Consider the following 22,501-nt stretch of genomic DNA (forward strand, 5'->3'; position numbering starts at 1 on the left):
CACAGTGGGCGGACCGGCCAGGTACCCGGCGTCGCAGCCTGCATGAACGCGCCCCACACGTCGTCTTGCCGGTGTCAGCCACATGATCACGGGCATGACTCATCACTGCTCGAAGTTCGAGTACGCCATCGCTAACCCGCAAGTACGCGCTGAGATCGGCCGCGCCGTCCGCGACGGCATCCCCGTCGAGCAGCTCGCCGCGGAGTTCGAAATCTCGGTCAGCACCGTCCCCGAGCGAGTGGAGCGCGTGCGATGTGGAGGGGCTGGCGGAGGAGGGTTAGCGCATCAGGTCTTGAGTTCGAGGGTGGCGCCTGTACGCCTCATCATCTCGAACGTGCCGATTGAGCTGACACCGAGCGCCGTGCATGCGTCGGGGATCATCACCCTGTTACGCCGCGCGGGGTTGGAGAGTTCGTGGGTGACCATCGTGCGGCCGTGCGCGGCGGCGAACGCGACGAGCTGGTAGTCGGCGGTGTTGCCGGCGAACGCAGCGAGGGCCGCAGGGAGGAAGTTCTGGGAGTTGGCCCACGCGGTCAGCGGTGCGAACTGAGCCGCAGCGGCGCCATCGATAGGAAGGAAGAAGGAGCCGTTGTTCTGCGCCCAGGTGGACAATTCGTCGCTACCGGCGAGGAGCTCTGTACGCACAGCCTCGATGCTGCATACCAGCCCGTTGTTGTGAGCCTGCTCCAACCAGGTCCAGAAGCCGGGTGCGATGTCGAATCCGTAGTAGCGGTTCTTAGCCTCGATCAGGATGTTCGCGTCGACGAGGTACATCACGCCACCCCGATCTCGTCGGCGAGCCGGGCGAAGGTCTCGTGCTTACGAGTCCCGAGGAGTTGGAAGGCGTCACGGTAGCTGGTGTCGCCCTTGAAAGTGCTCGCGATGACTGCGCGGGCGAAGTGCCGGCTCAGGCGCAGAGGCTGCGTGTTGTAGTAGTTGCCACCGCTGCTGCGGTTACGGCCGGCGTGCTCGATCACCCGCTCGCGTTCAGCTTCGTACTCGTTGCGGTAGCGGTCCCAGGTCAGCAACTTCGCGTCGAAGAACCGCTTCAGGATCACTAGGGTGCTGACCTTATAACGACGGGCGAGACGCGTGACCTCTTGCTGGGTGACTTCGCCGTGGAAGTCGCTTCGTAGGCTCGCCAAGGGAACGAGCACTTCGGCCGCGACCCGGTTGCACCACAGCTCGTCCTCAACACCGTCTCGGGTGACCATCGCGGCGTCGGACAGTGCGCTGCCGCCAAGCCACACATGAGCGAGCTCGTGGATCAGCGTGAATATCTGAGCAGCCTTGGTATCGGCACCATTGACGAAAATCAGCGGGGCTAGCGGATCGGAGAGCGCGAAGCCTCGGAACTCCTCAGGATCCAGGGCCCGGTGGGTGTCACCCCCGACGATGCCACTCACCATGACGAGAACGCCGATGCCCTCGATCATGTCGATGAGTTGGCGGAGCGCGTCCTCGTAGTTGGCGAATCTGGCTCGGCTTACGACGTCGAATCCAAGCTCGCGACTGATCGCACGCGCGGCCTCCACATCTGGCGTCCTGACAGTCGCGGAGCCGACGTACGGCAGTGGTTCACTGCCCTGCTCGCGCTCGTACTCGCGGTACCACTCCTGGCGCGCCTGGCAGGTGTAGATCGTGTCGAGCAAGTCCGCGGACGGGCGCGGCACCGCGACGTTGCCGATGGTGCGCATATCCGGGATGGGTACTGCCTCATGAGGCGGCTCCTGGAGGAACAGGAGGCCAAACGGAGTGTGCGTCGCGTGTGCGAACTGCTCCAGCTGCTTAAGCGTCGGCTTCTGATCGCCGCTGATCCAGCCGTTGAGTTTCGGTGCGCGCTTCTGGGTGGTCTCCTCATCCCACCCTGCGCGCTCAACCGCCCACTTCAGAAGGCTCGGAGAGACGTCGACCCGGACGACCACGAATCCTCGCTCCTGTGTAGTGACGTTTCAGTCGACAGTGTGCCCGACCTCGCCCGAGTCGGCGGAGTGACCCAGCGGATTCCCCGCTGTGAGGCTGGTCCCGGGCGCTTCCGATGTGCCAACTCGAACTACACCGGCAGGAGGGGACGGATGCTAATTCTCTTCTACCATCACGGGCTCAGGCTGCTCACCGTGCCGCCGACGCCAGAGGTTGCCGATGTCGTCGGCGAAAATGAGGTCGACCCGCACCTCGACCGCCCCCGGCGCGCTGTAGAGCACGTCAGCAGACTGGTCCCGCGGGATCACCTGGGGGTACGTGTCGACCATCTGCTGCTGAGCGTCTCGGAGAAACGAGGAAAGACCGGGCGCCGTCATGATGTGGTCGGCGAACATTCCGCCATAGGAACCAAGGTTCGAGGGCACGCCCATCATCCCGGGCGGGTACATCGACTGGGCGCGGGATCCGATTGCACCGAGGGTCCCGCTCATCCCGCCCGACAGAATCTCCCGGAAGAGCTCCTGCACCGAGATCTTGCGTTTCGCAGGGTGACACGCGTCCTCCAACCGGTTCCCTTTGGCGTCGACGCCGTACACGTCGACCTCTAGGTCGGTGATGGGACCGGAACTGGCGTTGGTCACCGTCACGGTCCACAGTCCCTGACCAATCGGCACCGGTTTCACCGCGGCTGTGACGGCACGGATGCGGCCACCGCTGTTCCCGGTCTCCGTCGCGCCGATCGAGTAGTTGGTGATGTTGTCCCGGCCGGCGATGACGTTGCGCTGGGTAGAGGTGAAGTTGTGCGCGGAAGCAGACGAGCCGTCTACCGCTCCCGCGCCCGGGGAGGGTGGGGCGGCTCCTGAGGGGCGCGCGCGGCGACTCCGTCGATCCGCAGCGAACCGTCGGTAGCGACGTCCTCGGCGAGCACTCCACTTCCGCCGTCGACGGCGACGTTGGATACCTCGATGTCACCACCGACAGATGCGCGGCGGATCACCACGCCGATGGTGGCCGGCAATTCGGGGGCTTGCTCCTCGACGGCCGACAGGAGAGCCTGCGCGAGGCCGTACAGCTCCACGTCGTCGCCAGCTCCAGCCTGAGTGAGCTTCTTCTCAAGCAATGCGCGACGGAGTTCTTCCTCCGGCTCCTGCTCCAGTCCCTCCACGTCGGCGCTGACCGAGACGTACCGCTTCGTGACCAAGTTCTTCACCGCGGAGTAGGCGTCGCCGATCACCGTCTTCGCGGTGTCACGTACGCCGTCGGATGCGCCAAGAGCGAGCGCCGCGACGATCAGGGTTACGGGATCCATCGGCAACCTCCTGTTCCTGTCCCGCGCAGCGCGGGGCTTGCCTGAATCTAGTGGCGGGTACCGACAAACTCGTGTCGTTCGCGGCTAGGAACGGCCGAGTTCGTCCTTTCGGGTGACGTTGGCGATGCCCCCTGGCGTCGGCCACCAAGATGACCAGGCGGGTGCGATCAGTTCTGTCGCCACCTTCACGCAGGATGAGCAAGGACGAGGAAAAGTAACCAAGATCTGGAGCCTCTACCCGGCGTCACCGCTGGTCAGGGGCGAATCCGGCCCCTGAAGGCGTCGGGATGAACAAATCTCCCAGGTCGGCCAGATATGTAGAGCTTGTCCAATATGTCGGACGTTCTGGACAGCTTCAAGTTCTGTGACCTCTTCAGACTGAGTTTGTTCACCCCTGGAAGGCCTCACATGTGAACAGCTGTGATGCATCGGAGGAGGCTTCAGATTTGTTCACCCCTTGTTCAACCCGGCAGGTACGTGCCGGCCCCATCGGGATCAGAGCGATGTCGCCGACGAAATCGATGAAGGCTCTGGCCGAGGAGATTCTCGCGCTGTCGAAGATGAACTGGAATCAGACGCGGCTGGGTGGCAGGCTCCCGGTCACGCTCCGCACGGCCGAGCAGGTAAAGCGGGTACTTCGATTTGTGGATCTCACCGCTCCTGTCGCTGCTCGGTACGCGCAGTACATGTGATGGAAACAGACGAAAAAGCAATCCGTAGGAGTCCGGTAGACCACCAGATTCCGCGCCCGTTAACTGCAGCGCACAAGCGATCCGGATAGCTGGTGTAGCGCGCTGGCGCACCTTCGGGACCCTCGACCACGGCCTGATAGTGGTGTAAAGCTTGCCGTTTGTAGCCGGTCTGTACTTCCAGAATTTCTGCCTTCGCGGCACAGGCATAGGTGCTGGCTCGCTCTTGCAGAGGCTAGAAGGGAGCATTAGGGGCTAAGATGTCAATTCCCGTGCCCCACACCTTCTCGTAACTGTCAATCAGGAACTTGGCCTCGGCTGAGATCTTTGCGGATCGAAAAACTCTCCTTCTGGACTTCCAACGAAGAGGCTCCTCATCGTCTACTCCCGTCCATTCATCCCAGACCAAGACGACAAACTGCACTCGCCCCGTTGTTCGTAGGTAGTTCAAAATGACTTCGGCGTGACCATCCGCAAATAGTTGATCTGTAAGCCAGAGGTCGGGAACCTTAACAAATACGGCCCCCTTGCCTGAGCTTGGCAGTTGGTTCCTTGCCTTCTCGAGGGTTCGTTTCAGAGCATTGTCTGAGTAGGTGGCCATTTCTGACCGAGTCTTGACTTCGATCGCGAACGGTTCATCGTGACGGAGCCAGAGGTCGATATCGTAGTCATCGCCTTTAACTCCAATGGTAGGACGCAGTTCGATGACCACAGGCAACGAAATCAGCATGCGTACAACGTCCGCCTCAAATAGGGCCCCGGCAAGATCTTGGCGTTGAAGGTTTGCGATAAGTAGATCGATAAAGTCCTCCTGGCTCAACTCGAATAAGCGCCGTCCAAGTTCGAGTACGCGGAGGTAGTGGTCGCGGCGCTCTATTCTAGTTTCCGGGCCACGGCGCAGGAATTTGGCGGTCTCGCTTTTCCGAGGTCCGCTGTCGACATGACGGCTGTACCATTCCGATCCAAGATTATTTTCGATTACAATTGTGGCGATAAAATAGTTGATTTGCGGAATCGATAAATTACTGAAATGGTGTGCTAAGTCAGATCGGATCCGATCTATGTCATTGCATTCGCGATTCCATGCAGCCGTTCGCCACGCTTGCTCAGCCGGACCGGGCTGCGTGGGCGCACGACGACGGCGGCCCGGGTCGGATGCCATTCGAGCATTCTGATGGTCCTACGCGAGGATGTCCACGCCGCTTCTCTTGCTTATCCGTGTGCATGAAAAATATGCGGCTCGTTGACGGTCGACACTCTCAAACGAATGGTGGCGCGACGACGATAAGCAAAAGAGGTTGCGTTGTGTGTGTTCTCGTGACGCGCCTAGCGATGGTCGTTCGGACGCTGGTTGAAAGCAACCGTCGGGCGCGTTCAAGAGTCTTTTCGAACCCGTAAACCCAGTAGGTCGCCAGCGTATTGCGGACGTCCAGGGCGCACCGACCCAGATGGAAGGACAAACGAGAGACTGAGGGCTACTCCGACCTTTGGTGCACCAGGGCTTTGAACCGCGGCGCAATCCAACCCAGCAAACCGCTTCACCCGAGAGTGCGGCGAAAACACCCTCTTAGTACGCCCGGCGTCCACATCAGTCGCTCACGGACCTGGCCGCAGTCTGGCGAAACCTGCACAGTGTCCCAAGAGTGTCCCAAGACGTATTCAAACAACCCAGACGCGGCGAGACACCTGAGACGCCAAATGGCCTCTGAACTGCACAGATGAGACATGGTGAGACACTCCAGGACAGCGTTTAGCTCCCTGGGGGTCAAGTGGTCGCAGGTTCAAATCCTGTCAGCCCGACAATGAAAGAAACTCGCCGGCGAAGCCGAGCGAGTTTTTTTCATGACGGGGGACAAGATGCCGGGAGCCGAGGCGCCCGCCGAGGTACGAGGCGGTCGCGCCGGCGGTTCCTGTCAGCCCGGCCAGAGTTTCAGCAGTGCAGAGGCGGTTTCGGAGAAATTCGGAGCCGCCTTTTCTGTATCCGGGTGGTGGTATGGATGGCAATGCGAGTCCTGGAAGCGATAACGGCGTCGGAGGCATCGACGGCCTTGATACCAACCCGGGCCACATGGGCCCCGGCAGCGACGCCACGAACCGATTCGAGTACTTCCTCCCGGGCGACGGAACCCCGCCAGCCTCCTGGCCGACGTGCGAGGACCAGCGGGGCTCACACGTGCGGTAGCAGCATTGTGAGCCGCCCGAAGGTGTGTGGAGTGTCCTTACTTCCGGTTAGGCATACGCGAGACGCACACAGCCTCCAGAAGCGGTTCGCCCGACCTCCACCGCGTCATCCGGCGGGAGCCGCACCCCGGCCGGAGGGCTGTGCACAGATTCTTTCTGGCGGTGTCGAGGCATCAACACGGCTGTCGCGGATTTGGTGGAGCAAGGTCGCATCGAGTGGCCGGAATTAGCGCTGCTCGACCTCTATCCGATAGGCCCGTCGGGGATGTTCGCGTTGCAGCGATCCCGGAAGTCGGCGGCGGGCTACCTGACAGCCTGTAGCTCGTCGCGTACCTGTGGGTTTGCCTGCCCGAACGCTTCGATCTCCGTGCGCATCTCGTCGCGGGTCTTGCCCTTGAGGCCGGTGAAGAAGTTGTTCACGTCTGACAGGACCACCCACGCCAGCACCGCGGAGACGACCACCCATGCCGCGTAGTGCCCCGCAAGAACCGCGCGAGCGGGTACAAGGCGTCCCCGAATGTGGGGCACCATCGCACGCGGCGCCGAACCGAACCAGGTAACCGCGTGCAGCAGAAGGAAGATCAGTGCGATGACGTTGAGCGAGACCACAAGCGGATTGGCACTCCAGTCCAGGAACCGAAGGTAGGAATCCCGGCCGGCGCCAACCGCATGCACCAGCAGCAGCAGATACACAACTGTCCAGGCCACGAAGACACAACTGATCTCGCGAAGCATGAACAGCAGGTAGGACCGCCGCTTCGCCCACCAGAACCTGGCGATCGGCTGACGATACGCGCGCGCCGGCGTGGTCATCGCGCGCTCCTCGGGAACAGCAACTCCTTCACCGATTGTGTTGCCGCGGTGAGCTTGTAGCGCTGTATGGCGCCGGCCGGATCGACTCCCTTCGGGCAGGCCGTCGAGCATTCGCCCACCAGGGTGCACGCCCACGCGCCGTGGGCCGCCGCGAGCACGTCCCGCCGGTCCGCCGCGCCCTGATCGCGTGAGTCCAGGTTGCAACGCTGGCCCAGTGCGATCGCCGCCGGACCGAGGAAGTCGGGGTCGAGGGCGTACACCGGGCATGTCGAGTAGCACAGCATGCAGTTGATGCACATGTTGAACTTCTTGTACTCGTCGAGTTCGGCTGGGGTCTGCAGGTATTCGCCGTCCTCGACGGACAGCTCGTCTTCGCGGATGATCCACGGCTTGACGGTCGGCAGCTTGGCGATGAAGTCGCTGATGTCGACCACGAGATCGCGGAGCACCGGGAAGTTTCGCATCGGCTCGACTCGCACGGGTCCGGGTAGGTAGTCCACGAGGAAGGTCGCGCACGCCAGTTTCGGGTCGCCGTTGATCGCCATGCCATAGCTGCCGCAGATGCCCATCCGGCACGACCCACCGGAAGGTCAGCGTCCCGTCGAGCTGATCCTTGATGTAGTTCAGACCGTCCAGGATCGCCCACTCGCGGGTGACGGGCACGTCGTAGGCCTGCACGACCGGCTCGGACTCGATCTCCGGCCGATACCTGGAGACCTCCATGACGATTCGCTGCGCCATCACTACACCTCCCGTCGCTCGCTCGCCCCTACCTCCCGTAGACACGCTCGCCCGGAGGCCAGCGCGTGATCGTCACCGGAAGGTAGTCGACGCGCACGGCTCCGTCGGATTCTCGATGAATCAAGGTGTGTGCCAGGAAGCGCTCGTCGTTGCGCTTGGGGATGTCGGTGCGTTGGTGCGCACCGCGGGATTCCTCTCGGCGCAAGGCGGATTCGACGATGGTCTGCGCGATGTCGAGCATCCCCGACAACTCGAGCAGCCCCGTCAGCTCCGTGTTGAACGTGTGGCTGTGATCCTCGATCCCGACTCTCGCGAAGCGCTCCTGCAGCACTCGGATCTGCTCGACCGCCTTCGTCAATGTGGGTCCATCACGGTAGATCCCGGCGGCCGTCTCCAACGTGGCCTGCATATCCGCCCGGATGTCGGCGATTCGGTCGTCCCCATCGACATGGCGACTGAGCGCACGCTCCAGCCGCAGCGTCTCAGTGCGTGCCTGCGCCTGCACTGAAGATGAGGCACTGCGGGCGGTCGTTGCGTACTCCGCGGCGGCGCGGCCGGCTCGGGCTCCGAACACCAACAACTCTGGCAGCGAGTTCGAGCCCAACCGGTTGGCGCCATTGATGCTGACGCATGCTGTCTCGCCTGCGGCATAGAGTCCGGGAAGCGTTGTGGCGCCATCGATATCCGTGTGAACGCCACCCATCATGTAATGCACCACGGGTCGCACGGGGACCAGTTCGGTCACCGGGTCGATGTGCTGGTAATCGCGGCACAGCTCACGCACGAACGGCAACCTTGTGTTGATCAGGTCGGCGCCCAGGTGCCGTAGGTCGAGGTAGACGACGGGTCCGTACGGGGTGTCGACCGTCCTTCCCTTCTCCTGCTCGTGCACGAATGCCTGGGACAGCCGGTCCCGGGGCCCCAGCTCCATACTGTGCAGCTTCGGCTCGGGAGTGGGTTCGCCGAGGTCGTAATCCTGCAGGTAGCGGTATCCGTCCTTGTTCAGCAACCAGCCACCCTTCGCGCGCGTCGCCTCGGTGATCAAGATTCCGGTGAACGGCAGTCCAGTGGGGTGGTACTGGACAAACTCCATGTCCTTCAGCGGCGCGCCCGCCCGGAACGCCAAGGCCATTCCGTCGCCGGTCTTGATGCTGGCGTTGGTGGTGAACGGAAACACGCGCCCACATCCGCCCGTGCACACGATCACAGCGTCGGCGAGGATGGTCTCGATGCGCCCGGTCGCCAGCTCGATGGCGACAACACCGCATGCCCTGCCATCGTCGACGAGTAAAGAAGTCGCGAACCACTCGTCGTAACGCACGATGTCCGGGTAAGCGAGGACGCGCTGAAACAGCGTGTGCAGCAGGTGAAATCCGGTCTTGTCCGCGGCGAACCACGTGCGCAGCTTCTTCATACCGCCGAATGCGCGAACGGCAATGTGGCCGTCCGGCTTACGGCTCCACGGACAGCCCCAATGCTCCAACTGCAACAACTCGCGAGGCGCCTCGGCCACGAAGGCCTCGACCGCATCTTGGTCGCACAGCCAGTCACCTCCGGACACGGTGTCGTAGGCGTGATCGTCGAAGCTGTCGTCCTCGCCCGCCACGCCGGCAGCGCCGCCCTCAGCCGACACGGTGTGGCTGCGCATCGGGTACACCTTGGAGACGATCGCCACGCTCAGGAGTGGGTTCGTTTCAGCGATCGCGATCGCGGCGCGCAGACCCGCACCGCCCCCGCCGATCACCACTATGTTGTGTGACGCCGTCATCGCGGTCGCTCACGCCTCGAACGTCTCGTGTTCGCCGGTGCGCTCGTCCTTCAGGACTTTGCCGTCATGTCGTGTGGTCCGAAAGCGAGTAGTTCCGTCGTGGTACACATGCCGGATCTCGCGGCAGCCGCAGGCGTACTTGAGGTCGTCGTATTTGAAGCCGTCGTCATCACCCTCGACGTGGTGATCACCATCTACCGTGCGCCCGCAGGCGCCTTCTGCTTCGCGAAGTGCGTCATGGTCGTATCCATCGGCCCGCGTCCTCCGATGTCAGTCGAGTGATCTAGATCACATCAAAGTATGCCTGCAGAAGGCTTTTGCGGGAGACCGCCGCTGAGTTCGGTAGCCCCAACAGGAACGCATTCAGCGCGGTCGCTGAAAATTGACGCTCATGTCAGCCCTGCCCGGTATCTTTGGCAAACCCCATAACGGGGCAAGGGGAGGGGAATCGATGGGGTTGGTTGCTGGCTGGTACGAGGATCCATGGAACCAAGCGGATTTGCGTTGGTGGGACGGGCGGCAATGGACGGTTCAGAGCGCAACGACTGGCCAAGCTGGCGTTGTGGCTGTCGCCTCGGCGGGCCCGGCCACAACGGGGATCGAGCACCTGATCGGGCGTGATGGACGTATAGCGGTGATCGACGTCGAGACGACCGGCGTTTACAACAGCGACCGGATCGTCGAGATCGCCATCCTCACGATGGACTGCGACGGACGAGTCCACGACGAATTCGAGACGCTCGTCCAACCGCTCAGGGATGTCGGGCCTACGTGGATCCACGGTATCGAGGCCAGCACGGTTCAGAGAGCGCCGACCTTCGCGGACGTCGCTCATCATGTTGCTTCGCGGCTGAATGATGCGGTGATCGTTGGGCATAACGTCCGATTCGACATGCGCATGATCGGCAATGAACTGCTGAGTGCCGGGATCGACATCGACTGGGGATCATCACTCGACACGCTGCGAGCTACTGGTTGCAAGTTGGGCCAAGCGTGTACTGAGCGCGGCATCGTTCTCGACGACGCGCACCGAGCCATTGCCGACGCCCGTGCGACGGCAAAGCTCTTGTTTGCGACTCGTGGCGACTACTCCGAAACCTATTCCGCCGCGATCGCCCGTCCGCTGTATGTCACGCCCCTACGAGTGCATGCTCGGGAGGGCGACATCGAAGTCCTTCCGCCCGCGCCGTACCTAGCAGCGCTTGCACGCGGCGTGCACACCAGCGTTGACATTGCTCCGTACGTGCAGCTGCTTGATGTCGCCATGGCTGACCTTAAGTTGAGTGCGGACGAGCGCGTCGCATTGGGCGAACTTGCCGCAGACCTCGGCCTGGACGAGCGTGCGGTCGCTCGCGCCCACCGCGAATTCATGAATGGTCTCCTCGACGCCGCGCTTGAGGACCAAGTCGTCACCGATGAGGAGTTCGACCACCTTTGCCGGGCCGCGGCGCTCCTCGAGGTCGATGTCGAGTCCGTGATGAGCCGGATCGATCCGTTCCGCGCTGTCGTTGACCACCTGGACCTCACCCCAGGTGTGACGGTTTGCTTTACCGGGCAGGGCACGATCGATGGTGAGTGCGTAGATCGCGCAACCCAAGAACTATTGGCACAACGGCATGGGCTAGTGGTGGCCAAGTCCGTCACTAAGAAGGGCCCCGACCTCGTCATTTCCGCCGACGGCGAGTCCCGATCGACGAAGGCCCGCAGGGCCCGGCAACTCGGGATCGCCATCTGTACCTTCTCTGAGTTCCTCCAGGCTCTTGAAACCGGCGGCGCAGTACGGTCGGCGCGCGTTGCGTCCACCGGTGTCGCACTGGTGTGCGTCGAATGTGGGGGCTCATGGATGGCGCCGCGGCAGTCCGTCGGAGCGATATGCGTCGACTGCTCACGAGACGTCCTGCTGCAACGCGTATCTGAGCGAGTTCAATCGCCGCCACGTGTTGAGGCATCGACCACAGGGCCGTTGACGGTGGTGGTGTTGGTCTGCGTTGAGTGCGGGACTGACTGGGAGCGGCCGAAGATCCGAGGCCGAAGGCCTACGACGTGTCCCGATTGCGTAGCGAAGGAACGCACGGTATGACCATGGAGTATCAATCGGTGGCGGTCGTCGATGCAGCCGAACACAACGCCGTCGTGTGGCAGGTCGACGTCAGTGCGGAAACTGGATTGACCAGAATGTGCGGCGCGTGGGTGCTCCAACCGGATGACTTCGAGAAGCTGAAGACCCTGACCCAGATGCGGTATCTAGTCGCAACCCCTTCGGGGGCCGAGGTTTGCGGCAGCGTTGATGTGCGCGGGCATCGCGGCGTGATCGATCTTGGGCAGACTCTCGCCGAGGTCGACTCGGAAATCGTGCGTCTCCAAGAGCAATTCGAAGCGGTGGCTGCGAAGTCGAAGTCGAAGCTGATCCCACCAACCTGGCCTCGGTTGCCGGGGCGAATCGACCTTGTGAACCCTCCGCGCGATACTAGGGCGCCGACCGAGGTCGCCGCTGCACTCGGAATCGCTCGATGGCTCGAATCGGTTGCGTTGGCGTGGGAATCGCTCGAGCAGCAACGCCTCATTCGGGGGTACTTGCGCGGCGATGAAACGAACCAGCGGCCGTTCCCTGTAGTGCTAGTGAACTGAGCCATAGTCGTTTGCAATTCGATCTGTGGCAAATGCCAGGCTCGCAACGCGGACAGTAACGACGTTCAAGCCGGCGTTTTACGGCACCGTCTGCTTCTGCGTTTCGTCGATCGGATGTCTAGCCAGTCTGACGTTGGACGCGCTTGAGACGCACACGGATTCGCGGCCCGACCTGCTTCTGATAGTCGCCGTCGCTTGCGGCGACTTCCGAGATTTCGTGGACTGCGTCCCATACGTCAGCGGGCAGCGAAACCCCCTGTGCGGCGGCCAGCTCGAGCAAGTTCTCGATGCACATTTCGGGAACGTTGTTGAACTGTGAGTCGTCGAGCCAGCTCCGCCGCGTGTTGTCATCGACCTGGACGAAGCGCTCAAGCTCTCTGGCAAGAGTGATGTCGTCGTCGTATTGGAGGCCCATGCGGCGAGTGTATTCAGGGACAATGCTGCGCTACCAGACATTTTTCGGAGGCAAGGTAGATCTGGACCACCGCGCAGGGGCTTGTCAGGGCGGTGGTCGTTGGCGTCACATCCTCAGCGGGCTGTGAGGTTCGGCCGGCCATTCAACTCGTTGAGTATCCGAGCCGGCGCGGATGAGTCATGACGCTCACTCGCGAGTTCTGACCAACTCCACCACGGGGATCGTGCGCGAAGTCTTGCGCTGGTAATCGCCGAATTGTGGTTCCACGGCAACCTGCTTGGCGTAGACGTCGTCACGTTCGGCGCCGTCCAGCGTCCGCGCCGTCGCCGAGAATGTCTCGGTGCCCAGTTCGACTGTGACATTCGGGTGAGCCACGAGGTTGCCGTACCAGTCCGGGTTCTTGTCCGAGCCTCCCTTGCTGGCGAAGACGAACACGCGGCCGTCATCGAGTAACGGCACCAGCGGTGATATTCGCTGCGCTCCGGACTTCGCACCGATGTGGTGAAGCAGGATCAGCGGCTTACCTGAGAACACGCCGCCGGCTGTGCCTCCCGTGGAACGGAACTCGCCGATCACCGTCTCGTTCATCCGGTCGAACGCAAGTTTGTCCATGATGTGGTCCTCTCGATTCTGTGCAAGCGCCTACGGCACCAGTAACAGCTTGCCCACCGACTTGCGGTTCTCCATATGCTCATGGGCCTGTGCCGCATCGGCCAGGGGATACTCGCCGAAGATCTGGACCTTGAGCTTGCCCTCGGCGATCCAGTCGAAGAGCCGTGCCGTGTGGGCTCGAAGCAGGGCAGGGCTGGCGATGTGGTCTTGGAACACCGCGTAGCCGATCTTGATGCTCTTCGGCAGGCTCATGATGTCGATCGGACCGGGTCCGCCGAGCACCGGGCCGTACCAGCAGAACGTGCCCGATCGGCGGAGCACGTCGAGTGACCCCTGGAACGTCGCGGGTCCCGAGCCGTCATAGACGACGTGCACGCCTTCGCCTCCGTTGAGCCGCAGTGCATCCGCGGCGAACCTGCCCTCGCTGTCGACGATCACGTGGTCGGCTCCGGCCTCCTTGGCCGCGGGGACCTTGGCCTCCGAGGACACCCGGCCGATGACGTGGCCCCCGCGCAGCTTGATGATCTGGGTCAGCAACAGTCCCAGGCCCCCGGCGGCTGCGTGAACGAACGCGGTGTCGCCGGGCTGGACCGGGTAGAAGTCGGTCGCGAAGTGGCTTGCGGTGAGGCCCTGCATCATCACCGAAGCGGCGACACGGTCATCGATCGCGTCGGGGATCGGCACCAGCGACGTGGCTGGTATCGCGATCCGCTCCGCATAGCTTCCCGGCGCGTACACCCAGGCGACGCGCTGGCCGATTGAGATGTCCTCGACGCCCTCGCCCAAGGCCAGTACGCGCCCGGCCCCCTCGACTCCGAGGATCTTCGGGTCAGGAATCTCGTTCCATGCCATGCCCTGTCGCACACCGATGTCCATGAAGTTCACGCCCGCGTAGGCGATCTCCACCAGTGCCTCGCCAGGACCCGGCGTGGGATCGGGACGCTCGACAAACTCCAGCACTTCCCGGCCACCGGCGGCGTTCATCGTCACTGCCTTCATTGCTACTCCTATCGGGAATGGTTATTCAATAATGAGAGAAGGCCGGGACTATCGGATCGCTCGCAACGTCATGGCGGCCATCTCGGTCAGGGCGGTGGGATCGGCGCCGCCACGGCCAGCGACACGGATGCCGGAGATGTTGGAGACGAGGAACCCGACGGCGACGTCGGGATCGATGTCGACGGCAATGTCACCCTCACGCTGTGCGTCACGAATCCGCCCCGCGACGGCGGTGTGCAAGCCATCCGCCAGTGCCTCGTTGATCTCTGCGAGGTCGGGCCGCGTTGCGCCGAACTCGCAGATCGAGCCGACGCCAAGGCATGGCTGATCAGCTGCTTCGACCACCCGACGCAGCATCGCCTCGATACCGTCGATGGCGCGCGGCCCACTTCGTAGGGCATCGAGGTGGGCAGCACACTCACCCATCCCGTACCGCCGAACCGCCGAGCAGTAGAGCTGCCACTTGTCGCCAAAGGTCGCGTAGAGGCTCTGTCGCCCGATCCCCATCGCTGCCACGAGCATCTGGGCTGAGCTGCCCTCGAAGCCATGCTCGCGAAAGACGCCAATCGCGGCGTCTAGCGCGGTGTCGGCATCGAACTGACGGGTTCTGGCCATGCGTCAACCATAGCGATGCTGGAATGCTCGTTCAAGTAAATTGGCGAAGCGTCATTTCCATGGAAGGAACGAAACGTCGAGGAACACCTGATAACCGACTGGATCGGATGGTGGCAGGGTCAGATCGCGACAGCCGACCGAGGGTCAGTTCGACGGCGCAGGGTTCATCGACCCGATGAAGTAGGTCTCTTTGCCGATCGGGTACCCGCCGCCATTGGTGGCGATGTGCACGTGGTCGAAGTGGTTGGCCGTCTCATTGCCGTAGTTCTCGGTCCAACTCGGCGCGCCAATGCCCGGGTAGAAGCCCTGCCGCCAGATCACATGGAGCACGCCCCAGCGCTCGGCATTGGCCAGCGCCAACCCGGCGATCTGGTTGCCGAGCTCGATGCCAGCCTCGGAGTGGTAGTTCGGGATCATGACATCGATCGCCAACCCGTTGGGGTGCCACTTCAAGGGATCCTGCCGGGCACCGCCGATGGTGGTGATCTCGGGAAACAGCACACTGATGGCGCGGGCCACCCAGATGGTCTTGACCTGCAGGCCCTGCTCCGGCGTGATGCCGGCAGGCAACGCGAACTGGAAGTCCCAGGCTGCCGACGGCGTGCTTGCCGCCATCAACTCTGCCTTCGCGGGGCTGGCGACGTCGGGGGCTCCGGCCGGTGCCGATCCCGCGCCTGTCGGCGCAACTGCCGCAGTCTCATCGCAACAGGGCGCCGATGTGTTCTGGGCGTAGACCATGGCTGCGGCCAGCACGACAGAGGCCGCGAGCGCGAATGCGCGGCCCCGTCCATTGGCTAACAGTTTGCTGCCCACGAACAGCACTTTACTTCCACGTCAGGCGAGTGCGGACAAAAGCCGCACAGTCTCAGCGCAAGTACGTTTCGGTGCCGGTCGGGTACCCGCCACCGTTGGTGGCGATGTGCACGTGGTCGAAGTGGTTCTGGGTGTCCGAGCCGCGGCTGCTCATCTGACGCGGCGCGCGTCCGGGGCCATAGGAGGTCTGCCGCCAGAGCGCGTGGTTCAGGCCGAATCGCTCCGCATTCTCGAGGACGAACGCGACGATGCGGTCACCGAGGGCAATGCCCTCGGCCGAGCGATAGTTCGGAATCATCACGTCGATCGCCAGACCGTTCGGATGCCATCGCATGGAGTCCTGCCGTACCCCGCCGATGTTGAGGATCTCGGGGAACATCCCGCTGACAGCGCGGGCCGCCAGGATGGTCTCGACCTGGAGGCCCTTCTCGGGCGCGACACCGGGGGGCAACACGTGCCGGACCACCAGACGGGCCGCGGGTGGGGTTGCCTGGATCGGCGGGGGAGGTGTCACGAGCTCCACGGAACTGGGAGTCGCTTCCTCGGTGCTCGCAGTGACCGTGCTCGTAGCGGTGTCGGCGCCTGTGGCGAGCAATGTGGCGGCCGGGACGATTACCGCTGCCACGGCTACCTGACAACGGCGCCGGGCGTTGGTTAACCTGTGCCTTCTCACGGCGGGGACCCTACCGGCGGGTCTACCGGGAAAGGCAAATCGTCGCTACATATCTGGTGTGGTGTGAAAATATGGCGCCCTGCGGTCATTTCGCGCTAGGTGCGACAGCGAGGTTGTGAAATACGCTGTGATACAACTTTTTCCGAATGCGCGAAAGCGGCGCCTGGCTTTTTGGGTGCGTATGCGGGTGGGAGAGAACACATCACACTGGCTCGCCAGTGTGAGCAACGCCGCATGTTGACACTCTTGACCAATTGTCTTCGCAGTGCGTTGCGCCGAAGCGGGCGGCCTTGGTCGTCCTGGATCAGGCCACCGTCATCGCTTCGCGCGCCATCACCTCGGTGGCGGCGCGCTCGCCGGAGCGGACGGCGCCGTCGATGAATCCGTACATGACAGCCGAGCTCTCGGTCCCGGCCCAGTGGATGCGGCCGCAGGGTTCGCGCAGGGCGGCCCCGAACTCGGTGAGCACGCCCGGTGGGTGTGGGCGATCATGCCGCCGCCCGAGTAGCGCTCGATCGCCCAGTTCTGCTCCACGTAGTCAATAGGTGTCAGGGCTCTATCGCCGAACCGCTGGGCGACGGCCTCGAGCACCACCTTCTTGCGCTCGACCTCGGTGAGCTGTCCGATCTGGCGCGCGACGGGCCCCTCGGTGATGACGGTCAGCATTCCGGGGGTTCCGGTGTCGGTGCAGGAGTCGATCGTGAGGTTCGCTGGTGACCCCGGTGCGAAGGACTGGCCCGACAGGCCATCGGCACGCCAGAACGGCGTGTCGTAGACCAGAGCGATCTTGAACACCGCGCCCGTGGGCATCCGCTGGTGCAGAAAGGCTCGATCCACCGGCAGCATCGGGTCGTAGAGGATGTGGCTGGCGATCGAGATCGGCACCGCCACGATGACGCGACGCGCGCGCACCACCATGTCGTCGGCGTGCACCGTGACCCCATCGGCGTCCTGGGCGACACGGCGGACCGGTGTCGACAGGTGGATCGCATCGCCGAGTTCGGCCGCGACCGCCCGGTAGATGGCACCCATGCCGCCGACTGGCCGGGCATCCTCGGCGGCATCCTTGACACCCAGCACGAAGCTCGGCCCGCCGGAGGAGGCCATTTGGTACAACACGAAGAGCAGCGAAACCTCTGAGGCCGCCGAGGTGTACAGCCCGGAGATGGAGGATTCCAGCAGTTCGTGGGCGGCCCTGGACAGGGTGTGCCGGTCCAGCCACGCCGCCCAGCTCAGTCGATCCCACTTGTGTGCCTTCGGTGCCTCCCACGGGGCGTCCACGGGAATCGACTTGCACATCTGGGTCAGTTCGAGAAAGACCGTGCCGATATTGGCGACTGCCCACGGGCTCATCGACAGGGGAATGGTGCCCTTGTATCGGTACTTCTTGCCGTCGACGAACATCATGGCCTCGCCGTCGGTGTACTGCTTGAAGCTCGGCACACCGGACTCGTTCATGAGCCCGTAGATGGCGTTCTGTCCCGGGCCGATCCAGGCGCCGCCCCGATCGATCCATGCCCCGTCGTCGCGGACCTCGGTGAACGTGCGGCCACCGACGCGATCGCGGGCCTCCAGCAACGCCACTGAATCGCCCGCCTGTTTCAGGCGCAGTGCCGCAGTCAATCCGGCGAATCCAGCTCCCACTACGAAAAAGTCGACGTCGGCCATGAGCTAACCCCATTGATTGTCTGCGCGAGGCCGCCCCCGGCCGGGCACAATATTGCTCGCGCCCTCGAATCAAGGTGGGCGCCATGCATGTCCAGCTAATACGCGTACTCGGAATGTTTGTGGATGTCAATAACGCTGGCGCCGCGCCATTGCGTCGGCAAGCAGTCAGCGGGGCATGGCTGCTCGACCTCGGATGGCATCGCCCGACTGAGATTGCGCTGAGGGTCGTGATCCGAGCGGAATCACGACCCTCAGCGCAATCTGAACGAACGGGTCTGAGTGAAGTACGCGGTGGCGCAACTTCATCACTCGCAGGCGACGCCGTCGCCGTCCCTGTCCAGACCTGAGCGATAACCGGGTTCGCCGACATAGAGGGGTGCCGCGCCGGCGGCACGCGCTGCCGCGCAACTTCCGTAATAGGCGCTCGATGGGACCTGAGGCACCAGCGGAACGATGGATGGCAGTGCTTCCGGTGCAGGAGGCAGTGGTTGGGACTCTGAGGCCGGTGGTTCGAAGAAGGGAACGGGAGGCGCCGCCTCTGTGACCGTAACTGTCGAAATCGCCGGCGGAACTGTCTCCGTCACCGTCATCGTCTTCGTCACGGTCGCTGCCGTCGGCGTCGCGCTATCGCTGCCGGAACCCATGTTGCCGAGAGCGATTGCCAGCAGCACTGCGCCAGCGACGCCGCCGGCGATGAGGAGCCGACGTTTGTCGGTCGGCGGTTTGGGTGGTGGTGATCCCCATTCGCGACCGTTCCAATACATCTGCCCTGCGCTGCCGCTCGGGTCTGGGTACCAGCCAGGCGTGGGTGATGGTTGCTTGGTCATGGCGTCCCCCCAGACAATTCTGCTGCGGTTGCCAGGACCGGTGATCCCCGGCCGACGTCGCCGGTGGGCGTGGATGCCACCCCGATCGCCGACGTCGATTCTGACGCAATCGCAAATTTCAGGACGAATGTACTCCTCCCGTCAATTACTGTTCGTGTACCCGCCACGGAAGGTCAGTTGTCTCATGACGGCAGAGAACGTGGCGGACCCCGCCACCGCGCGGGAACAGAGTCAGGGGAGTGGCTCCGAGCCGGAGCTGAAGCGAACTCTGGGCTCGTTTCAGGTGTTCGCGATCTCGTTCGCGTTCATCTCGGTGGCCGTCGGCATCTTCGCGACGTATGACGACGTGCTTGTGAGCGCGGGTCCGGTGGGGATCTGGCTGTGGATCGCCGCCGCGGTCGGACAGGGTCTGGTGGCCCTGGTGGTCGCGCAGTTCGCGGCCCGTATCGCGTTGAGCGGATCCTCCTACCAATGGGCTTCGCGGCTGGCGAGTCCCAGAATCGGCTGGCTGTTCGGCTGGTTGACCTTCTGGTACCTGGCCATCGCCGTGGTGGCGCTCGACAATGCGCTGGCCAGCCAAGCGCTCATGCCGCTGCTCGGCATGGCGGAGGACGAGGGCACGGCCCGGCTGATCACCGTGGCGATCATGATCGTTCAGGCAGCGTTGGTCATCGCCTCCACGCGGCTGCTCGGCATGATCACCTCCGGCGCGGTCGGTGTTGAGCTGGCCATCGTCGTGGTGCTGGTGCTCGGCCTGGCGGCCGTCATGGTGTTCACCGGCAGCGGCGACGTCGACAATCTCACCTCCCGCGGCATCACCGCGGATTCGCCCGACTACTTCGCCATTGGCGGCGGGTTGATGGCCGGAATGATCATGGGCCTCACCACACTTGTCGGCTTTGACTCCGCAGCCAATCTCGCCGAGGAGGCCAAGGACCCGTTCCGCAGCGTTCCGCGCGCGATCGTGGCATCGGTGGTTGCGGCGGGTGTGCTGGGGCTGGTGTTCCTGATCGCGCTCACCGTCGCGATTAAGGACGTCACCGCGGTGAGCACCGGCGGTTCACCGGTGGCCGCGATCATCCGCAGTCAGCTCGGACCCGTCGCGGAGCGAATCCTGCTGGCAGGCCTGGTGTTCGCGATGTTCGGCGCCGGGATGGTGGTGATGGCAGCCTGCTCGCGGCAGGTGTTCGCCATGGCGCGTGACGAGCGCTTCCCGGCGCACACCCTGATGCGACGGGTCAACCCGCGCACGCAGACCCCGGTGCCGGCGACCATCGTGATCCTGGCCGTGGGGATCGTCCTCATGCTCGCACTGCCCGGTGAGGCGCTGCTGCAGCTCATCATCGGGTCGACCATCCTGCCCGCACTCATATACGGCGCGATTGTCATCCTGTACCTGGTGGTGCGTAAACGCCTGGAGCACAGGGAGGGCGGGTTCAGCCTCGGGCGCTTCGAACTGCCGGTCGCCGTCGCGGCCATGATCTGGGTGGCCTTCGTGCTCTTCGTGCTCGTCACCCCCGAGGCCGCGTTCGTGCCCGTCCTGATAGTGCTTGGCCTGATCCTCGCCGGCGGCGTCTACTTCGCCACGATGCTGGTGTTCAACCGCGCGGTGCTCGACGCCGAGGCGCCCGAATGAGCTCCGCCACAGTGCGACCGGCCGGGCTGACCGGCCGAGTCGTGTGCCCGACCGACTCCGGCTACCTGGCGGCAAGCGCCGGCTGGAACCTGCTCTTCACCCACGAACCGATGCTGATCGTGTTCGCCCAGGAGACGCGTGATGTGGTCAACGCCCTCACGTGGGGGCGGCAGAACGGTGCCCAGGTTCGGGTGCGCAGCGGGCGGCACTGCCTCGAGGGCTGGTCCAACGTCGACAACGGGATCGTGATCGACGTCAGCGAGATGAAGTCGGCATCGATCGACCTGGTGTCGAACACGGCGACAGTCGGCGCCGGGTTCAACCAGTTGGAGGCCGTGACCGAACTCGGCAGGGCCGGCGTCGCGGCGCCGACCGGGACCGAGGGGACCGTCGGACTGGTCGGCGCGACGCTGGGTGGCGGCTTCGGGCTCCTCACCCGCAGCTTCGGCATGGCCTGCGACAACCTCATGGCAGCAGAGGTCGTGCTCGCGTCGAGCGGCGTTGGGGCAACGGCGATCACCGTCGACGAGACCGAGAACGCCGATCTCCTGTGGGCGCTGCGCGGAGCAGGCAACGGCAACTTCGGGATCGTCACGTCCCTGACCTACAGGGTTCATCCGCTGCCGCAGACCGTGTACGTCACCGCGACATGGCCAGGCCTGGACGACCTCTCGGATATCTTCGACGCGTGGCAGCGCTCCGCCCCTCACGTCGACAACCGACTCACGAGCCAGCTCGAGATCCACCGTGAGGAGATCGTGCTGATCGGCGTTCTCGCATCCGGGTCGCAGGACGAGGCGATGCGGCTGCTGGCGCCGATCCTGTCGGTGGGCAGTCCGGCTGTGTCGTCGACGAGAGCCAGCTGGGCCGACACCTACGCGGGTTTCCAGATCCCGACTCTCCTGGAGCCTGCGAACTGGAAGTTCTTCTCGCAGTTCGTCAGACACCCATTCCCGGCTGCCGCGATCGACCTGGTCGGCTCGTTCATGTCGAGGGCCCCGACGCCGGACTGCAACTACTTCGCCAACGCACTCGGGGGCGCCGTCACGGGTAGTGAGCCCGCCGGCGGCGCGGCGTTCGCACACCGCGACGCACTCTTCTACGCCGAGCCCGGCGCCGGCTGGGGCACCCGTGGTGGGTTGCCGGCAACAGCCGACCCACTGACCGCGACGTGCCAGTCCTGGATCGACGAGTTCGGCGAGGCGTTGCGGCCCTTCGTGAATGGCGCCTACGTGAATGTGCCGAATGTCGGCACGGCGGACTGGGGGAGCGCCTACTGGGGACCCAACCTGGACCGTCTCCGTACGATCAAGGCGAAGTACGATCCGCACAACGTGTTCAGCTTCGAGCAGAGCATTCCACCCGCGCCGACGCCGGATGAGGGGCGGGACTCGTGAGCCGATGGATCGTGACCCACATCCCCGCCGGGCTGCTGCTCGTCGGCCTGATAGTCGTCGTGGCCGGTGGAGCGATGCTTATTCAGAGGTACCTGCGGCGCCGGTTCCCGGTGCTCACGCAGGACGGGCACAACGACGTCACCAAGTTCACCTACGGCTTCATCGGATTCGTCTACGCGTTCTTCATCGGCTTCGTGGTGTCCTCGATGTGGGGTCAGGTCAACACCGCAGACCTCAATGCACGCGCCGAGGGCGCGGCTGCGGCGCAGATGGCGAGCGACTCGGTCGTGTTCGACGCCGTAGACCGAGATCGCGTCCGGCAGAGTCTCTTGGACTACGAGCGGGCGGCCGTGGACGAGTGGACCCGCGCAGGTGAGGTTCGTTCGCCTGAGGCCGACAATGCGCTGGCCCGCCTCTACGCCGCCTATGGCCAGGTCAAGGCCACTACCGACACCCAGCAGAAGATGCTCGCGACGTCGTTTGCGAACCTGGACAAGGTCAGTCAGGCGCGGACCGTGCGAGTGCTCACGGCTCGCGACGACACCGGACCGCCCTGGCCGCTGTGGGTGGTGATCTTCCTGACGAGTGCGATGGTGGTCGGCACCGTCGTCATCTACGGCGTCGAACGACCCGTGCTGCACTACCCGATGGTGGCCATCGTCGGCACGATCGTCGCCGCCAACCTCTTTCTCGTACTGGAACTGTCGCACCCGTACGTCGGAACGATTTCGACATCCTCAGACCCGCTGCAGGAAGTGGAATGGGTTCTGTCCCAACTCGTTACGTAGCGGCCT

At 63.8% G+C, this 22,501-nt stretch carries 21 protein-coding genes and 3 pseudogenes; 7 read left to right on the forward strand and 17 right to left on the reverse strand.

Annotated elements, in window-relative coordinates; genetic code table 11:
* Window positions 1-285: 285 nt before the first annotated feature.
* The 4 genes from ACZY0X_RS12005 to ACZY0X_RS12020 all read right to left on the reverse strand — a co-directional run bounded on the left by ACZY0X_RS12005 (window position 286) and on the right by ACZY0X_RS12020 (window position 3,232).
* Window positions 286-774 carry a DUF4411 family protein gene (locus tag ACZY0X_RS12005; RefSeq protein ID WP_463770688.1) on the reverse strand — a complete coding sequence of 163 codons (489 nt, stop codon included), beginning with the start codon at window positions 772-774 and terminating at the stop codon, window positions 286-288.
* On the reverse strand, window positions 774-1,925 hold the full coding sequence (locus ACZY0X_RS12010) for an ImmA/IrrE family metallo-endopeptidase (RefSeq protein WP_463770690.1): 1,152 nt from the start codon (window positions 1,923-1,925) through the stop codon (window positions 774-776). Before ACZY0X_RS12010 ends, ACZY0X_RS12005 begins: the two co-directional genes overlap by 1 nt.
* Before the next feature lie 153 nt (window positions 1,926-2,078).
* On the reverse strand, window positions 2,079-2,597 hold the full coding sequence (locus ACZY0X_RS12015; RefSeq protein ID WP_463770692.1) for a hypothetical protein: 519 nt from the start codon (window positions 2,595-2,597) through the stop codon (window positions 2,079-2,081).
* A 149-nt stretch (window positions 2,598-2,746) separates the two neighbouring features.
* On the reverse strand, window positions 2,747-3,232 hold the full coding sequence (locus tag ACZY0X_RS12020; protein WP_463770693.1) for a hypothetical protein: 486 nt from the start codon (window positions 3,230-3,232) through the stop codon (window positions 2,747-2,749).
* A gap of 503 nt (window positions 3,233-3,735) precedes the next feature.
* Between ACZY0X_RS12020 and ACZY0X_RS12025 the strand changes: the two genes are divergently transcribed.
* Window positions 3,736-3,924 (forward strand): hypothetical protein, encoded by a 189-nt coding sequence (locus tag ACZY0X_RS12025; RefSeq protein WP_463770695.1) that lies wholly within the window; start codon window positions 3,736-3,738, stop codon window positions 3,922-3,924.
* A 232-nt stretch (window positions 3,925-4,156) separates the two neighbouring features.
* On the opposite strand, the gene ACZY0X_RS12030 is transcribed toward ACZY0X_RS12025, so the two are convergent.
* The 5 genes and pseudogenes from ACZY0X_RS12030 to frdA form a co-directional block, all read right to left on the reverse strand.
* A complete protein-coding gene (locus tag ACZY0X_RS12030; RefSeq protein WP_463770696.1) occupies window positions 4,157-5,083 on the reverse strand; it encodes a hypothetical protein in 927 nt (308 codons plus the stop codon).
* A gap of 1,322 nt (window positions 5,084-6,405) precedes the next feature.
* Window positions 6,406-6,549: a heme-binding protein gene (locus ACZY0X_RS12035; RefSeq protein WP_463771553.1), complete on the reverse strand. Its 144-nt coding sequence runs from the start codon at window positions 6,547-6,549 to the stop codon at window positions 6,406-6,408.
* Window positions 6,526-6,915, reverse strand: a pseudogene (locus tag ACZY0X_RS12040) (succinate dehydrogenase/fumarate reductase transmembrane subunit); the annotation flags it as partial. The pseudogene ACZY0X_RS12040 and the gene ACZY0X_RS12035, both read right to left, overlap by 24 nt.
* Window positions 6,912-7,656: pseudogene (gene sdhB / locus ACZY0X_RS12045) on the reverse strand (succinate dehydrogenase iron-sulfur subunit). The pseudogenes sdhB and ACZY0X_RS12040, both read right to left, overlap by 4 nt.
* Window positions 7,657-7,684: 28 nt before the next feature.
* Complete coding sequence (frdA, locus tag ACZY0X_RS12050) at window positions 7,685-9,424, reverse strand: fumarate reductase (quinol) flavoprotein subunit (protein ID WP_463770698.1); 1,740 nt, start codon at window positions 9,422-9,424, stop codon at window positions 7,685-7,687.
* A gap of 108 nt (window positions 9,425-9,532) precedes the next feature.
* Here frdA and ACZY0X_RS12055 point away from each other — a divergent pair, with 108 nt between their 5' ends.
* The 3 genes from ACZY0X_RS12055 to ACZY0X_RS12065 all read left to right on the forward strand — a co-directional run bounded on the left by ACZY0X_RS12055 (window position 9,533) and on the right by ACZY0X_RS12065 (window position 12,052).
* Window positions 9,533-9,706: a hypothetical protein gene (locus tag ACZY0X_RS12055; RefSeq protein ID WP_463770700.1), complete on the forward strand. Its 174-nt coding sequence runs from the start codon at window positions 9,533-9,535 to the stop codon at window positions 9,704-9,706.
* Window positions 9,707-9,815: 109 nt separating this feature from the next.
* A complete protein-coding gene (locus tag ACZY0X_RS12060) occupies window positions 9,816-11,504 on the forward strand; it encodes an exonuclease domain-containing protein (RefSeq protein WP_463770702.1) in 1,689 nt (562 codons plus the stop codon).
* Window positions 11,501-12,052, forward strand: a complete 552-nt coding sequence (locus tag ACZY0X_RS12065) for a hypothetical protein (protein ID WP_463770704.1) — start codon at window positions 11,501-11,503, stop codon at window positions 12,050-12,052. The genes ACZY0X_RS12060 and ACZY0X_RS12065 overlap by 4 nt, the downstream gene beginning before the upstream one ends.
* Window positions 12,053-12,170: 118 nt before the next feature.
* Here the strand turns inward: ACZY0X_RS12065 and ACZY0X_RS12070 are convergent, their stop codons facing one another.
* From ACZY0X_RS12070 to ACZY0X_RS12105, 8 genes and pseudogenes are all read right to left on the reverse strand, one after another.
* Window positions 12,171-12,467 (reverse strand): hypothetical protein, encoded by a 297-nt coding sequence (locus ACZY0X_RS12070; protein WP_463770705.1) that lies wholly within the window; start codon window positions 12,465-12,467, stop codon window positions 12,171-12,173.
* A gap of 186 nt (window positions 12,468-12,653) precedes the next feature.
* Window positions 12,654-13,079 (reverse strand): nitroreductase family deazaflavin-dependent oxidoreductase, encoded by a 426-nt coding sequence (locus ACZY0X_RS12075; protein ID WP_463770706.1) that lies wholly within the window; start codon window positions 13,077-13,079, stop codon window positions 12,654-12,656.
* A 30-nt stretch (window positions 13,080-13,109) separates the two neighbouring features.
* Window positions 13,110-14,078: a quinone oxidoreductase family protein gene (locus ACZY0X_RS12080; RefSeq protein ID WP_463770708.1), complete on the reverse strand. Its 969-nt coding sequence runs from the start codon at window positions 14,076-14,078 to the stop codon at window positions 13,110-13,112.
* 48 nt (window positions 14,079-14,126) lie between these two features.
* Window positions 14,127-14,693, reverse strand: a complete 567-nt coding sequence (locus ACZY0X_RS12085) for a TetR/AcrR family transcriptional regulator (protein ID WP_463770709.1) — start codon at window positions 14,691-14,693, stop codon at window positions 14,127-14,129.
* 144 nt (window positions 14,694-14,837) lie between these two features.
* Window positions 14,838-15,506 (reverse strand): glycoside hydrolase, encoded by a 669-nt coding sequence (locus ACZY0X_RS12090; RefSeq protein WP_463770711.1) that lies wholly within the window; start codon window positions 15,504-15,506, stop codon window positions 14,838-14,840.
* 52 nt (window positions 15,507-15,558) lie between these two features.
* Entirely contained in the window at window positions 15,559-16,020 is a 462-nt protein-coding gene (locus ACZY0X_RS12095; protein ID WP_463770712.1) for a hypothetical protein, read from the reverse strand.
* A gap of 463 nt (window positions 16,021-16,483) precedes the next feature.
* Window positions 16,484-17,847, reverse strand: a pseudogene (locus ACZY0X_RS12100) (flavin monoamine oxidase family protein).
* Window positions 17,848-18,152: 305 nt separating this feature from the next.
* Window positions 18,153-18,674 (reverse strand): excalibur calcium-binding domain-containing protein, encoded by a 522-nt coding sequence (locus ACZY0X_RS12105; RefSeq protein ID WP_463770714.1) that lies wholly within the window; start codon window positions 18,672-18,674, stop codon window positions 18,153-18,155.
* 184 nt (window positions 18,675-18,858) lie between these two features.
* Between ACZY0X_RS12105 and ACZY0X_RS12110 the strand changes: the two genes are divergently transcribed.
* From ACZY0X_RS12110 to ACZY0X_RS12120, 3 genes are read left to right on the forward strand one after another with little or no spacing between them, the layout of a single operon-like run.
* Complete coding sequence (locus tag ACZY0X_RS12110) at window positions 18,859-20,310, forward strand: APC family permease (protein WP_463770715.1); 1,452 nt, start codon at window positions 18,859-18,861, stop codon at window positions 20,308-20,310.
* On the forward strand, window positions 20,307-21,707 hold the full coding sequence (locus ACZY0X_RS12115; protein ID WP_463770717.1) for an FAD-binding oxidoreductase: 1,401 nt from the start codon (window positions 20,307-20,309) through the stop codon (window positions 21,705-21,707). Before ACZY0X_RS12110 ends, ACZY0X_RS12115 begins: the two co-directional genes overlap by 4 nt.
* Entirely contained in the window at window positions 21,704-22,495 is a 792-nt protein-coding gene (locus tag ACZY0X_RS12120) for a bestrophin-like domain (RefSeq protein ID WP_463770719.1), read from the forward strand. Before ACZY0X_RS12115 ends, ACZY0X_RS12120 begins: the two co-directional genes overlap by 4 nt.
* Window positions 22,496-22,501: the final 6 nt, after the last annotated feature.

This window comes from Mycobacterium sp. IDUB_39 (assembly GCF_055419205.1).